Here is a 15416-nt window from a genome sequence, read left to right on the forward strand (position 1 = left end):
TTGCAAGTTTTATCCCGATTAAAAAGGTCTTCCAGACCTTTTTAACCCACCCCCGCATAAGCTCCCAAAGATCTGGGGGATCTTTTAAGGTTAGAAATAAGATGAACAGCGTTCATCACATTTGTTTAGGTTTTCCGCTTTGGCCTTGCGGCAAAAGGAAAACCAGCCAACCACCGCATCAAGAGTTTTGCCCTCGATTACTAGAATCATTAACTCGTCAACCACAAAGCCCTCACTAAGATTATACACCTAGTGAGGGCTTTGTGCCCGTTTTCATTATCCTGTGGGTGAGGGCGGAGCCATCATGGATGTTTTGCCCAGCCTCTTGAGTTCAGCATAAACTATGAGGAGAGCTAGGTGTGTTTCAGTAAGAGAATCACCTTATGATAGATTTAATACGCTCAACCTCTTGCTTAGGAATTAGCATAACAGCCTGACGGTTCCGGTAATCTATCGGTTCTTTTGACATACTCAGCAGCTCATAGCCAAGCTTTTGCCCCATGATACTAGCAGCCGCGTAGTCCCACGGTGAAATAACTGAAAAATAGCCCATCAATTGCCCTTCTAGAACCCTACTCATGCTAATACCTGCACTGCCAAGCACCCTTACACCCAGAAGTTCCTGAGCCAAGTCAGCTAGGCCATGATAATTTTTGGCATACATACTGCCATTAGCACCAATTAACTGGCGACTCAAGGGATAAGGGCGATAAGGAACTAGCTGACGATCATTACAGGTAACAGGAAATTGATCACCCCCGCTGTAAAGCTTCTCAGCCATGACATCATAAATAAGTCCAAATTTACCCAGTCCTTCTTCATAATAGGCAATCATCACGGCAAAATCACGCCCCTGCGCAATGAAATTAACCGTTCCGTCAATGGGATCCAAAACCCAAACGCGGCCGTCCTTAAGATCATGATAAAGATTATTTTCCTCACCCAAGATATTGTCCTGCGGGTAGGCAGCCAGAATACGCTCGACCATAAAGTCTTGGGTATCCTTATCAATATTGGTGACTAAATCATCAAAGCGTTCTTTTTCTTCAATCTGTAAATCTTCCGCCATTCGCCCGCGAACATAGGCACCGGCCTGACGGATTAAATCTTGTGCAAACTGAAATTTAGCTTCCAAGAGAAATCCATCCTTTCTCTTGAGCTTTGGCAGCCTGCACTGCTCTATAGATAGAGTAGCCGCTGCTCTTTTCAAAGGCACGATCAATCTGCTTTTCCTGCATCTTGCTCGGAACCACTGCCTTAAATGCTTTGTAAGTACTTAGCAGTGTTTGGGCATCAGCTCTTGTTTCGTAAACTTCCTCAACACGATTCAAAAAAGAGAGCACTGATGTAATCTCGTCAGTGCTCCAAGAAGAATCGAGCGGATAAGAATAATTTTTATTCATGGCTTCCCTCTAATTCTGCTCTAAGTGTTGCTTGACGAAGCTCCTGCTGCCGATAATCACGGGGCAAAAAGGCGCGAATTTCATCTTCATTAAAACCGATTTGCATCCTTTTCTTGTCCAAAATAATCGGGCGGCGAAGCAGGCTCGGATTTTCAGCAATTAAATCAATCAATTCTGAAATAGACAGCTCGTCAACATCCAAATCTAATTTTTGAAAAACTTTTGATCGGGTCGAAATAATATCTTCAGTCCCATTTTCAGTCAAGGCTAAAATAGCCCTCAATTCCTCAGGAGATAAGGGACTGGTAATAATATTATGCTCCTGAAAGGCCACCTCATGATTGCTCAGCCAAGCACGGGCTTTACGGCAACTGGTGCAGCTAGGTGATAAAAATAGCGTAATCATAAAAGCAAAACCTCAAACCCTTTCACCCTGACATTATACAAAAAATCATTCTAAATTACTAGACAATTTTGAACGAGCCTCACTTGCTGTCCAAAATTTCCTTCCCCAATCCGATTTAAACTGGGTGAGAAGCTTCCCATTTTTTGGCAGCTATTTGATCCTGATGAAGCTGATCAACAAGCTCATCGATATTGTTGAACTTGATCATCTCACGAATTTTATCCAACCAGATGATCTCTAGCTGCTCACCATAAATGTCGCCATCAAAATCAAATATATGGGCCTCTAGTCGTAATTCGCTTCCTCCAAAAGTAACATTTTTTCCAATACTAGTCATAGCCCGATAACGCTTATCTGTCATAAGAACATCCGTAACATAAACCCCATCCGCCGGAAGAAATGTACGGTCAATCGGGGCTAAATTAGCCGTTGGAAAACCTATAGTACGGCCACGTGCATCCCCGTGAACAACAAGCCCTCGAGTAGAAAATTCATAACCGAGGAGATGGTTTGCCTGAGCTACGTTTCCTTGTGCCACCAGTTGGCGGATACGCGTCGAAGAAATTTTTTCTCCTTTTGATTTCACTTCCGGAACAGTAACCACCCGACCTCTAAAATTTCGAGACAAGTAGTCTGCATCGGTCCGGTTATGACCAAATTTATAGTCAAAACCAACTACGATAACCTGGGCTTGCAGTCGCTTGATGTAAGTATTGATAAAATCATCCGAACTGACCTTAGAAAAAGCCGCTGTAAAATTCGTTAAATAAAGATAATCCACTCCATAATCCGCAAACAAATTATAGCGCTTTTCCGGATAGGTTAAATGATTAAGCAGATCCGGCTCAAAATGCGCAAAAGTTAACTTGGGAGATTCGTAGAAGGTCAGCACAGCCACCTTCAGCTGCTCCTGCTGAGCAATTTCCCGAGCTTTGTCAAAGAGAACTTTATGGCCACTATGCAGAGCGTCAAAATATCCCAAGACTAAAACTGTATCAGTATTTAGCTCAATATCCTCCGGCCCTCTAATAGAAATAATATCCATAATATATTAAATTAAAACCTTTCGCGGCTTATAAGAAGCCCTTCTTTTTTCTAAAATAGCAATAAGATGTTCTTCATGAAAGGCAGCCAAGATTTCTTCCTGCCTCTCCAAGGGAATAAAACGACCGACAGCGATAGCTTTTTTAGCATCCTCTGATACATCTACTCTCGGTAAATCCGTAACCCCGTATTCTATGGGAAGCAAAAAAGAATCATCCTTCGCCACTACCTTATTAGCTATCTCAGCTAGGCTCAAGGCAGTGTCTAACCGTAGACCTGCTGAGGCCGTGCGCTGAAGTCCAGACATATGACTAGCGTACCCCAGATGACCTCCTAAATCAACCGCCAAAGTACGAACGTAGGTCCCCTTACTGCAGGTCACGCGAAAACTGAAACGGCAGAGTTCATCTTCAAAAAATAAAGGTGATGTCCGGATGAACTCCCTGATAGTGACCTGACGCTTGGGACGCTCAACGGTCTCACCAGCTCGAGCATATTCATAAAGTTTCCGCCCCGCGATCTTAACCGCTGAGTACATAGGAGGAATTTGTTCAATCTGACCGACAAAAGCTGTCATCGCCCGGTCGACCTCTTCTGCTGTTAAATACTGCGGTACTGGCGTCCGACTGATAAGCTCGCCGCTTGCATCCTCTGTCGTCGTTGAGTAACCAAGAGTTATTTCGCCTTCGTAGACCTTACCAGCCTCTGTCATATACTCAATCACCCGAGTTGCCTTGCCGACAGCAATAGGTAAGACACCGGTCACATCAGGATCTAAGGTCCCACCGTGACCAATTTTCTTTTCCCCTAAAATTTTTCGTAGTTTGAAAACTGCATCGTGGCTGGTCATACCAGCTTCCTTTTTCAAATTGATAATTCCCGAAATCATACCTCCCATTATATCATAGATTATCTGACCTTAACCACCAATAACCAATATGTGGTACTATTCAGTAAAAAATTTAAAATCACAATCTGTTGAGGCTGGGTAAAAACTCGCCCAGTATCCCTGTTTTGGAATAAGCTCTCAGCGCAGCAGTGGTTGGAGGCAAGATTTGTTGGCGACGCCAACTTAGCCTTCCCCCTACACCGTTCATTAGGCACTTCGGCACCAATGAATTATTGTTGGCTGGTCTTTCTTTTGCTACAAGGCCAAAGCAGAGAAGCCTAAACGAATGTGATGAACATTGTTCATCTTATCTCCAATCTCACCAGAGTCGCTAGCGCATTCAATTATTTTGATTCGCAAATAAGACTATGATAAATAAGTTTCTTGAACAAATCAAAAGGGGCTTCATTAACTGCCCCTTCTGCTCATCCGATTTCTTTATTTTTACTTTAACTCAGTAACGATTTCATTACATAGCATTGAGACATCTAGCTGTTCATCTCTCTTATATTTCTGCTATGACTCCCTACAAGTCAGATACCAAACAATCGTTTTTAATAATGGCAGCAGCCACCTTCTTCTCACTGATTGGAACGGTAACCAACCATCATATGGGGATAACGGCTGCTTAAAAATACAAATAAAGATTGTAATCTCTGATCGGTTATCCTTCCCACATTTTTAATACTGAGGGATCTTGTTTTGCTAAAAATACTGACAACATTTAAATATGAAAAGGTCCTCTCAGCCGAACCGTTCCGTGTCTGTGGCTTAAAGATATGGTGATAAATAGTAGTCGCGCTGTCCAAATCTGCAATGAAAAATCCACTGTGATAAGTAATCAAGTGATGGCGATAAACTAAAAACTGCAGCTCATCATCCCAATAATCTGCCTGTTCTCTCGCCAACTGCAAGTTACCGCTCAGCTCTGGATAAATATTGTAAAGCTCCGTATAGGCCTGCTGGCTCAAACGTTTCTGGCGAAAACCTGTTGTAACGTAAAAGACACCAATAGCGATGAATACACCGCCAGCCGTGGTGCCTACGATATGATTACTGCCATCAGAACGAATAGTGACAGCTAGTACCATACCAATGATAATAATAATAAAACCAACAATTAACCTGCCCAAAAAGCCTGCACTACGATCGTCTGCCAACATAAATAAAACCTCCCTAGAAATAAACTTCAGCCATATTTTAACACTAAGAAGCGTGATATTTACAAAAATTTTTTAACAAAATGCTATCACTTTATTTCAAAATCATTACTGTTTTTAGACATCACGATGAATTTCACTGTCCAATTCCCTAAAAGGTTTGATGTCTTGCACATATTCTAAGACTCCCTGAAATTCTCCAGCATCGTCACGAACTGCTGCATAGGTGACATAAACGAATTTCCCCAAGCGCTCAGATGGGAACCACATTTCCACCTTGTCTTTTTGGCCTGTACGCAGAACTTCAAACACTTTTTTGACCTTGTCCAAAACCTTAGGAGGGTGACAAAGCTCTACATTGCGACCAATCTGACTGGGCAGACGTTTAAAAATCATGTCCTTAGCCGGCACATGGTTGTTATAATACTGGAAGATATCGTCCTTATTGACAAAGGTGATCTCTAATGGTAGGTGATCAAAAATCAAATTTGCCTGTTCAAGGGATAGGTAGCCATGAGTAAAAGGTTGGGGGGTTGTTCGATCAATAGCGGTTTTCTTTTTTGGGGTAAAGGTAATAGTAAATTGACCTTCAGGTGTATCAATAACCTGCTGCCCCTCTTCTAAGCTCAGCGATTGACCTTGTAGCTCAGTCTCACTAGTAGGTACTGCTTCAGTTTCAGCTTTCGCTGTCTCAAAAGACTCTCTGTGAGGGATCCACTCTTCTTCAGGTTTAACAATAGCATAACCAACAGTCTCGCTTTCTCTAGCAATCTTCAGCCAATCATCCTGGGTGAAGATTTCCAACAGAATCATCAGCAAAATAGATTCTTCTTTAAAAATCATTTGCTCGAATTCTTCTGCAAAAGCCTCAAACGCTTCGTTAACCTTTGCTATGTCAACACTGGGCAGTTGGTCTACCAAATCTTGGACCTGCTTAAAAAGCTCTCGGATCTCATCGTCCACACCCCACATTACTCTGGGAGGAGAATCATGACCGTAGGCCTCCATGATAGGAAACATGAGTTCTTCCTTACGTTTATAATGACAGCGAAACTCTCCTAGCAAACGCATTTGATGCTTTAGACCCTTGATAATGTCTTTTTGAAATCCGGCATTCTCAGGTTTGGCATAATTATCTAAAATCCGGCGAATCCGCATAAGTGCACCGCGCAGCGCTAAATTTTCCTGTTTAAAAACATAGACAGGGTGCCCAGGATGCTCTGTGTCATCTACTTCAACGTCTTCAACTGCATTTTTAAAAAGATTAGCATGCACATCGCACAGCTCCATGACATCCTCAAAGGTAACACCTGAATGCTCATCAGACATCAGCTCATGTTCCATCAAAGAGATTTCCAGTGCAGATACCCCCTTGAAATGTTGATTAAAACGCTCCTGAACCGATTCCTGACTGGCGCCATGGTGGAGGTCTATCAGAATATTCTTTAGTATGTCAATACGATTTGTATCCATCTTAGTCTCCTATCACATCATAACCGTTAAATTCCAAGGTTTGTTTAATCTTAGACAGAGGAATACTGGCTAATTTAGAACCAGCTTTTAAACTAGTGGTCCGCCCAAGTGTATGGAGCATAGCTGGGTTAGCCAAGGGTTTAAAGCCGAGCTCGATCAAGATGTCCTTGACTTCCGGATGTTCCTTAATAATAAGGGCCACCGGTTTTGATAGATCTATTGTATTCGTCATAAGGTATGACTCCTCTTTCTTTTAAAGTTACTTCATTATAGCAAAAACAGCTCAGCCTCGCCGCTTAAAAATGATTTTTCGGTACCTGTGTTCGAGCTCTACCTTTGAGAAAAAGGAGTAATAACTGTGACCCTCTGCCTAATAAGTACTCTACTCGAAAAACTGGATAGATTAAAAGCCCCGGCAAGACCGAGACTTTTTCCTTTAACTTATTTGGCTTCCCAATAACGAATGGTATATTCTGTATGAGTGAAAGTATTGCTGCCTTCATCATAGACTACATTTGTGCTAGTAGAGTCGCCACGCCAGTAATACTGAGAAAAATCTGTCCCTTCAGTTGGGATACCGTAGCCAGCAACATTAACGTTGACAACATTGGGATTAGTGACATAAACCTGACGGGGAGCTGGGGTTAAATCTGGATTAGGAGTTCTTCCGTAACGATTAGTCTCCGTAATCCCTAGGGCTGAAACACTAGATGTTGTTGCTAGCATAGCCCCTACCACAGCTGAAGTCAAAAGAATTTTTTTAACTGGTAATTTCATGACTAGAAAGGCCTTCCTTAATTAAAATGATAACATTGAGAAAACTCAACTATCCTCTAATTTAATAAATTCACGACCATCCGTCAAGAAAAATATCGTTAAATGTCGATATTTTAGCTTGAAATGTTCCTACCTTTATTTTTTAGTAAAAAAATACTAAGTAGAGGTCTCGTTAGGTTCCCGCATTTTTTAGTACAAATCACAACTAGCTCTAAATCAGTTTTTTCATCGGTTTTCAGTCAAAGAGTATTTAAACAGTTACTGCAATTAGAGCATGCAAAAGGAGCTGAAGGCAAGCTTTCAACTCCTTTTAGTCTATTTAATCAAAGATAACAGAAAGTAATTCACCTGAATCAGCATCAAATGTATAGGTTCTATTATCAATTCTAACGGTCGTACCCTTAGCTTGAGTGCCGTCTTCATTAAAGTAGAGATGTTGACCATTAATATCGTGGAAACCTCTGTAGGCTGCACCATCGTAACCAAAGTAATACCAGTTTCCATCAACTAGTACAAAGCGATTTGTGACACGTGCACCTGTATCAGCATCATAGAAGTATTTACGACCATTAGCTGCGGCAACAATAACACCTTTAGCCTGCTTACCTGTCTTAGCATCAAAGTAGAGTTGGTTATTCTTAATTCTTTGATCACCTTTAACAGCATAGCCGTCTGCTCCCATATAATACCATTCATTAGAGCCGGCTTGCGTCTCAATAAAGGCGTTAACAACAAGGGAACCAGTGTCAGCATCATAGTAGCGTCTGCCTTTTTGATCATTGACAAATCCGCCTTTGACTTGTTTACCAGTCTTGGCATCAAAGTACAATCTCTGTCCCTTGATGGTTTGCTCACCCTTGACTAAATGCCCATCAGCATCAGCATAATACCAAGCATTGTGGCCAGTCGTAAAGAAGGTTGCAACTTTAAGCTCGCCAGACTGTGCGTCGTAGTAAGAGATGTTGCCTTTCTTATCTGTGACAAAATTCCCTTTAACTTGGGCACCCGTCTTAACATCGAAGTACAGCTGTTGCCCTTTAATCGTCTGAGCCCCCTTAGCGAGGAGACCTTGCTCATTCAGGTAATACCAGTGGCCCTGGTGAAGAAGGAATTGATCCTTAACCAGATTACCACTGTTTTTATCGAAGTAACGGGTTTGACCATCCTTATCCGTCACAAAATCTCCCTTGACCTGATAACCATTTTCATCATAGTATTGGATGTTGCCATCAATCGTAACCAGGCCAATGGCCATAGCACCATTGCGATCGAAGTAACGGTATTGAAGGTTACCACCAGAATCTGTTGTTTGGAACCATTTATTACCCTTGTACATGATACCGGTCTTACCATAGTAGTAAGATTTACCATCTTCTCTCTCCAGAATAGTGTCTTGAAGAGTGATACCATTTGGCAACATGTAGTAGAATTGACTGTTAATGACAGCTGGGCCAGTAACCATATAACCTTCACGGTCAAAGTAATAGAGATGACCACCTTCCTGAATAAAGGCTAATTTAGCCTTATTACCAGCAGTCGTATAGTAAGTCATTCCCTTACCATCATGATAGAAACCAGTCTGAGCAGTCTTATCACCTGTCAACGCAGCTGGTAAGAATTCACCCTTATCATTAACCGTAAAGTATTTACCTGTCCCGCTGTCACTAAGGACATAGTCTGTACCGCGTCCCAGGACATTGGTTCCGTTGAAGTATTTAGCTTCCCAAACCTTAAGTTTAACAGTCGGATCAATCGTCTTACCAGTTGAGATCATCTTAACATCAAACATTTCAGGGTATTGCTTTTGCAATTCTGCAAGGAATTCCCCACCGTACTGAGCCTGATAGTCCTTACCGCTGCTCTTGGTGTTAGCTAGATAGAGTTTTTTAACTAAAGGTTGGTCATGCTTAACCTTACCGTAATTATCAACACGCGTACCAGTAACTACTTCTTTACCTGGCAATTGATAGATTTGGTCTGGAACCCAGTCAGCAATTGCTTGGATACCTGCAGCATGGAGAGCCTTAAGGGCATTAGCCAAGTCTTCCTTAGAACCATATTTATTATTCTTGCTCATAGCAAGGTCATAACGGTCACTGAAGGCATATCCGTTTTGAATAATCGAATCCAGGAAGGTACCATCAGTTGCTGATACATACTGCGGCGCCATCTCAAATGACGTTACTCCCCAAGCCTTGAAGAGATCTGTATTTTGTGCAATCAGCTTATTGGTATACTCAGCATCTGTCGTTATAAAATCTTGGAAATTAGAGAAACCTTCATAAATCAATTGTGATTCTAAAGCCTGAGTTGCTTGATAAGTTTGATCGTCCTTACCATAAGCTTTGTTTGAGGCAACAACACGGATATCTTGATTTTCCTTAGCGCCAACTGGCACCCAAACAGCCAAATAACCATTGACTTCAACCTGTTTGTAACCCTTGATTTCACTGCCTGTGAAAGTAATGAAACCATCCTTATCGGCAACCTTTGTGATGGTCGTATCTGAATCGTTAAGATATTTTTGCAGGCCCTTATCAGTCGTTAAGAGCAATGGTCGATAGGCTTGACCAGCATGAATCTTACCAACATTGACCTTAATCTCTTGATCCTTAGCTAATTTAAGCTCTGGATTATTGGAAACCAATGTGAACATACCAGATGTTTTGGCCAATTTGCCGCCAGTCGTATCATCCGCAGACATGACATCTTGACCATAGCGAACAGAAACTAACACTTCTGTATTATTCAGGACAGAATCTGAATGGTTAGTATCCATGCTGTCATCAGGTGTATAGCCCTTGAGATCCATTGTCTGACCACCAGCTGCGTAGCGAATACGAGCCCGCATCAAGGTATCAATAGCATCATAGTATGGAGACTTCGTCGCCATGTATTGCCCATCATCAGTATAGAGATCGCCGTAATAAACACGAGTGACAGACTCCATATTCGACAGCATCAAAGCATAGGCTGTTGGGATATTATAGTGGGTATAAACCTTATCCACACTCTTCATATCCGCATTATAAATTTTGAAGGCTTCTTTCAATTGATCTAAGGTGAAAGTAAAGCCGTCCGTCGTTGGGTCAATCTTTTCAGCGATAATCTTAGCAATGACGGTTTGTACTTCTGAGTCATGAGCACGAACAAAGACATAAGAAGCCTGTGTATCACCATACTTATCGTTGACCGTACGATCAGTCAAGCCGTATTCTGATTTAATCAGATTTTCCATGCCAGCTGAACGCTCACTGTAAGGACGCGTCAGCGTGTAAAGAAGAGACGTACGTAGACCATTATCCATGGCTAGGGCTGCCCCTTTAGTATCCTGGTTGTAATAGTTGTCGTTATAAGACCATGCTTCCAAGATAGAGATATGAGCCAAAGCCTTAGCCTCTGACTTATTAACGCCATAGACAGAGTTAAAGTAGTTCGTATAGATTTGAAGCATATCGGCGTTAACATTATCAACCGCATCGACACGAATACCGTCAAAGTTGGCATCCTTGTCTCCCATGACGATAGAACCCCAGTTCATAAGGTAGTGGATTTGGTTGAGCATTTCTGCTTGAACGACTGGATTAGAGTTGTCTACATCATTAGCTAATAAGAACTCATAACCACCATAAGTATCGGCTAAATGATATTTAGTTTTACCAGTTTGGTAGGTAGGGGTACGATTGAGCAGGCGGTATTTAGAATCTGCCCATTCCGTTAATTTATTATTGGTGTAGAGGATAGCACCACCTTGAAGATGGTCTTTTTTATCATAATTTTCAGAATCGCTGTTCCATTGAGACTGGGTTGCTACGAAAGCAGCCATTGCTTCACGCAACCATGCTGAACTCTTCTCTTTGCTGATACGTTGTTCAATATGTTTTTGAATCAACTCAGCAGCCGTATTAAGAGCTACTTGCGATGTTTTATTAGTAAATTTTTCGTCCTTGATTCCTAAAGCATCAATCATATAATTGAGGTAGGCTACCTGTGTATCCTTATTTGGCCACCAAGCCATCAAAACAGGACGCAAATCAGTTTCTTTAGAATCAACCCAAGTCTGGCCGTTTGACAGAATCTTAGCAGGACGGTACCAGCTTTCAGCGGTCAAGTAACCATCTACAAGTTCAAAGCTCTTTTCAGATGAATCGTAGGCCTTATTGTTAACTGAAAAGTCTGTCACAATCGGAGTCAAGCCCTGTGTAAAAGAATGGGTTGATGTACTTGAAAGTGCCCCGGTCTCCCCATCAAAATACAACATTTGACCCTTAACGGTAATGACAAAATTCTTCTTATAAGAACCATCTTCTAAGACATAATAGTATTTACCGTCTACCTTTTTAATCTTATCTAAAGATAAGGCTGCAGCTTCTTCTTGCTCTGTCAGACTTGACTTAGCAGATTCTGGAGTTTGAGTTGCAACCGCTGCCTCTTCAGAAGTGGCCGTTTGGCTGCTTACTGAAGCCTGTTGAGCAGGCTGAGCTTTCACATCGGCCGCTGGTTGAGTTTGAGCTGCTGAAGGCTGAGACTGCTGCTCCACTGGTGCAGTATCTGCTGCCTGTGCCTGAGACTGTTCAGAGGTGGCCGTTGCACTGACAGTACCAGCATCTTTAGAGTCCGCTACTACTTCATTGTCGGCTCCTTGATCTTGAATACTGTCAACCGCCTGTACATCTTTAGCAGTCTCATCCGCAGAAACAGTCTGACTGACCGCCCCTGCTCCGACTACACTTGCCAAACCAGCAGAAGCCACAGCAATAGTCACCCATTGCTTTTTAACCTTATGCAACTTGTAACGTAATTTTCTCTCCATGAAAATCATTCTCTCCTTAATAAGTTTTAGCTGGTAAAATAATATCAGAGGCTGAATTATTTTACTCACCAAACTATATTAGCATTTTTTCAAAAAAATTACTAGTTATTTACAGTTTTTTTGTTGAAAAATAATACTCATATAGACTGTTATAGCAAGCTTTCAGGAGATTTATCTGCTAGGTTTCAGACTGAAAATCTGCTTTTTATGAAAAAATAGCCCAACTAGCTAACAAACATTAGAAAACTGCCATGTTTGAAAACTTGTGGACTAATAATAGAATAGGCCTAACACTGCCACTGCTATAAATTTGTTGCTTCTATAAAAATGAGCTTGGACACTTGCCCAAGCTCATTTTTCTTATAATTCGATATCACCAAAGAGATCTGCCATTGAGAAACCTGTTTGTGTTTCTGGTAATTCGTAATCGCGCTTAGCTTCACGTTTTGGACGACGTGGACGTGACGGGCGTTTTTCACCCTCACCTTCAGCCTGTGCTGGACGCTCTTGCAAAGCCTTGATCGATAATGATACACGCTCAGCCTCAGCATTTACATCAAGTACTTTCACCTGAACTTCTTGACCAACAGACAAAACATCTTTTGGATTTTCAACACGCTTGTGCGAAATTTGTGAAATGTGAACCAGACCATCAATACCCGGTAATACTTCAACAAAAGCGCCAAAATCAGTCAAACGTTTAACAGTTCCGTCAATAACATCACCAGCAGCCAATTTTTGTTCTACGCCATCCCAAGGTCCAGGTGTCGTTGCCTTTAATGACAAGGATACACGGCCTGCTTCTTCATCGATAGCAAGAACCTTAACATCAATCTCATCACCAACAGATACAACTGATTTTGGTGAAACATTGCGCTCATGAGATAATTCAGTAACGTGAACAAGTCCGTCAACACCGCCGAGGTCAACAAAGGCACCAAAGCTTGTCAAACGAGCAACCTTACCAGTAACGACTGAACCCACTTCAAGTTTTGAAAATACTTCCTTGCGGGCTGCTGCTGATTTTTCTTCAACAACTTCACGACGAGATAAGATAAAACGGTTTTCTGCTGGATCAACTTCTTTGATTTTAGCTTCGATATCCTGACCGACAAATTGCTCAGTATTGCGAACAAAACGCGTATCAAGCATTGATGCTGGAATGAAACCACGGAGTCCTTCAAATTCAACAGAAAGACCGCCCTTAACGGCACGAGTGCCTTTTACAGTAACAACTTCTTCTTCGCGGCCTACAAGTTTGTCCCAAGCTTTCCGTGCTTCCAAGCGTTTTTTAGAAACCAAGTAGGTTACCGTATCCGTGTCTTTTCCAACAACTTGACGAAGTACAAGCACCTCGATTTTATCGCCGGATTTAACAAAGTCGTTAATATCAGCTTCACGGTCATTTGTCAATTCACGAAGTGTCAAGACACCTTCGATACCAGTACCTTCTATAATTACGTTTGCTTGACCATTATCAACTGTCAAAACTTCAGCAGTGACAACATCACCAGGGTTAACTTCGCTAACACTGTTTAGCAAATCTTCAAATTCGTTCATTCTAAAAAATCCTCCAGTAGACAGCTGACAAAAATCGGTCAACTGCCTGACAACACTATATTTTCTTAAGGCAAACCCGCAAGGACACACTAATATCACTATGGCGGTCTTAGGCAAATCCTAATACCTCAGACTGGGGTAGCTGGATTCGAACCAACGCATGAGGGAGTCAAAGTCCCTTGCCTTACCGCTTGGCTATACCCCAAGAATCGATGGTTAAGATAACAATAGTGCAACTGAACACGAGCTAAGCGCTGGGTCAAAAAGATAAGCCGATTAGAAAATCAGGATTTTCTATCGCCTTCCTATTTTGACTGGGCGCTTTACGCTCTTTGTATCTTAACAATGGAAGGGGAGGGATTCGAACCCCCGAACCCGAAGGAGCGGATTTACAGTCCGCCGCGTTTAGCCTCTTCGCTACCCTTCCATGCAACTAGGGTTCATTCTAACATAAACAAACCTTTGCTGTCAACAGTTTTTAATGATTTAGATTGTAATTTTCAATGATCTTTTCGATTGCCTGATCCAGTGTCGGATAGAAATTGGTAAGGCTATCATTTACCACTGTGGCAAACTGGCTGTCCATTTCAACAATATGGCCCACTGTGCGCTTACCAATTGCTAATTCATACCCTTCAAGGGACTTACCAGATACAGACACTCGGGCGTCTGACAGCTGCACTTCAATCTTTTTATCTTTTTTTGTCATGGCTTAACTCCGTCTTTATGAAATTTCTCCTACATTTTACACGAAAACAAAAAAGCTTGCAAGAGCAAGCTTAATGACTGACCAACTACTTAGTCAACCTTATAAATCCAGCCTGCTGGCGCTTCTACATCGCCAAACTGGATGCCTGTCAGCTCATCATAGAGCTTGCGTGTAACGGGGCCGACCTCTGTTTCACTGTAGAAAACGTGGAAATCGTCTCCATGTTGCACCCCGCCGATCGGTGAGATAACTGCCGCGGTTCCACAGGCCCCCGCTTCAACGAATCTGTCTAACTCATCAATCTTGACATCGCCTTCAATAGCTGTCATTCCAAAGCGTTCTTTAGCTAAATAAAGAAGAGAATACTTGGTAATAGACGGCAGAATAGATGGGCTAAGCGGCGTAACAAATTCATTATCTTTTGTGATACCAAAGAAATTAGCGGATCCCACTTCTTCAATTTTGGTGTGGGTCGCTGGATCCAGATAAATAACATCAGAGAATTGCCGCTCATGAGCTACTTGACCGGGTAGGAGACTGGCAGCATAGTTCCCGCCTACCTTAGCTGCACCAGTACCATGAGGAGCTGCTCGGTCATAATCATCCTGAATGAGGAAGTTCGTTGGGGCTAAACCACCCTTGAAATAATTCCCAACCGGCATAGCAAAAATCGTAAAAATGTATTCTTCTGCTGGATGGACCCCAATAACATCTCCAACTCCAATTAATAGCGGACGGATATAGAGTGTTGCGCCTGTCCCATAAGGCGGAACGAATTCTTCGTTTGCATGAACAACTTGCTTAACAGCATCAATGAACTTATCCGTTGGAACTTGGGGCATGAGGAGGCGATCGGATGTTCGCTGTAGACGTTCTGCATTTTGGTCAGGACGGAATAATTGGACAGAGCCATCTTGGGTACGGTAAGCTTTTAATCCTTCAAAAGCTTGTTGTCCATAATGAAGAGCTGGCGAGCTTTCAGAGATATGGAGTGTCGAGTCCTCTGTCAGCTTACCATCATCCCACCGACCATTCTTATAGTATGAAATATAGCGAAAAGGAAGTTTATGGTATTCAAAACCTAGGTTCTCCCAATCTAAATCTACTGTCATAATAAATCCCTCTTTCTATCACTAAGTGGTTCCTAGTATAGTCCTTTTTTAGCCAATTTTCAAGTATTAT

General features: G+C 42.1%; 13 protein-coding genes and 2 tRNA genes. All 15 read right to left on the bottom strand.

Translation table 11 applies throughout. The features are described from left to right. Nucleotides 1-376: 376 nt before the first annotated feature. Nucleotides 377-1135, bottom strand: a complete 759-nt coding sequence (locus AC4HAO_RS05870) for an inositol monophosphatase family protein (RefSeq protein ID WP_447452112.1) — start codon at nucleotides 1133-1135, stop codon at nucleotides 377-379. Further along, nucleotides 1125-1403 carry a UPF0223 family protein gene (locus tag AC4HAO_RS05875; protein WP_447452111.1) on the bottom strand — a complete coding sequence of 93 codons (279 nt, stop codon included), beginning with the start codon at nucleotides 1401-1403 and terminating at the stop codon, nucleotides 1125-1127. The genes AC4HAO_RS05870 and AC4HAO_RS05875 overlap by 11 nt, the downstream gene beginning before the upstream one ends. Further along, the gene (locus tag AC4HAO_RS05880; protein WP_447452110.1) at nucleotides 1396-1809 is read right to left on the bottom strand and encodes a Spx/MgsR family RNA polymerase-binding regulatory protein; all 414 of its coding nucleotides are present in this window, start codon (nucleotides 1807-1809) and stop codon (nucleotides 1396-1398) included. Before AC4HAO_RS05880 ends, AC4HAO_RS05875 begins: the two co-directional genes overlap by 8 nt. A 115-nt stretch (nucleotides 1810-1924) precedes the next feature. Beyond that, complete coding sequence (locus tag AC4HAO_RS05885) at nucleotides 1925-2854, bottom strand: bifunctional riboflavin kinase/FAD synthetase (RefSeq protein ID WP_491134868.1); 930 nt, start codon at nucleotides 2852-2854, stop codon at nucleotides 1925-1927. 6 nt (nucleotides 2855-2860) lie between these two features. Beyond that, a complete protein-coding gene (gene truB, locus AC4HAO_RS05890; protein WP_491134869.1) occupies nucleotides 2861-3742 on the bottom strand; it encodes a tRNA pseudouridine(55) synthase TruB in 882 nt (293 codons plus the stop codon). Nucleotides 3743-4323: 581 nt separating this feature from the next. Continuing rightward, on the bottom strand, nucleotides 4324-4905 hold the full coding sequence (locus tag AC4HAO_RS05895) for a hypothetical protein (RefSeq protein ID WP_491093558.1): 582 nt from the start codon (nucleotides 4903-4905) through the stop codon (nucleotides 4324-4326). 114 nt (nucleotides 4906-5019) lie between these two features. Next, entirely contained in the window at nucleotides 5020-6375 is a 1356-nt protein-coding gene (locus tag AC4HAO_RS05900) for a DUF438 domain-containing protein (protein ID WP_491093559.1), read from the bottom strand. 1 nt (nucleotide 6376) lies between these two features. After that, nucleotides 6377-6607, bottom strand: a complete 231-nt coding sequence (locus tag AC4HAO_RS05905) for a DUF1858 domain-containing protein (RefSeq protein ID WP_447452105.1) — start codon at nucleotides 6605-6607, stop codon at nucleotides 6377-6379. 209 nt (nucleotides 6608-6816) lie between these two features. After that, nucleotides 6817-7152, bottom strand: coding sequence for a hypothetical protein (locus AC4HAO_RS05910; protein WP_447452104.1), 336 nt, complete (start codon nucleotides 7150-7152; stop codon nucleotides 6817-6819). Nucleotides 7153-7471: 319 nt separating this feature from the next. Beyond that, entirely contained in the window at nucleotides 7472-11965 is a 4494-nt protein-coding gene (locus AC4HAO_RS05915; RefSeq protein ID WP_491134870.1) for a glycoside hydrolase family 70 protein, read from the bottom strand. Nucleotides 11966-12325: 360 nt separating this feature from the next. Next, nucleotides 12326-13525, bottom strand: a complete 1200-nt coding sequence (gene rpsA / locus AC4HAO_RS05920; RefSeq protein ID WP_447452102.1) for a 30S ribosomal protein S1 — start codon at nucleotides 13523-13525, stop codon at nucleotides 12326-12328. Between the two features lie 133 nt (nucleotides 13526-13658). Beyond that, nucleotides 13659-13730 (bottom strand) — tRNA-Gln (locus AC4HAO_RS05925). A gap of 141 nt (nucleotides 13731-13871) precedes the next feature. Then, nucleotides 13872-13952: transfer RNA gene (locus AC4HAO_RS05930), tRNA-Tyr, on the bottom strand. A gap of 51 nt (nucleotides 13953-14003) precedes the next feature. Beyond that, entirely contained in the window at nucleotides 14004-14234 is a 231-nt protein-coding gene (locus tag AC4HAO_RS05935) for a DUF2969 domain-containing protein (protein WP_491134871.1), read from the bottom strand. 89 nt (nucleotides 14235-14323) lie between these two features. After that, nucleotides 14324-15346: a branched-chain amino acid aminotransferase gene (locus tag AC4HAO_RS05940; RefSeq protein WP_491134872.1), complete on the bottom strand. Its 1023-nt coding sequence runs from the start codon at nucleotides 15344-15346 to the stop codon at nucleotides 14324-14326. Nucleotides 15347-15416: the final 70 nt, after the last annotated feature.

The organism is Streptococcus sp. ELY_137 (assembly GCF_058314515.1).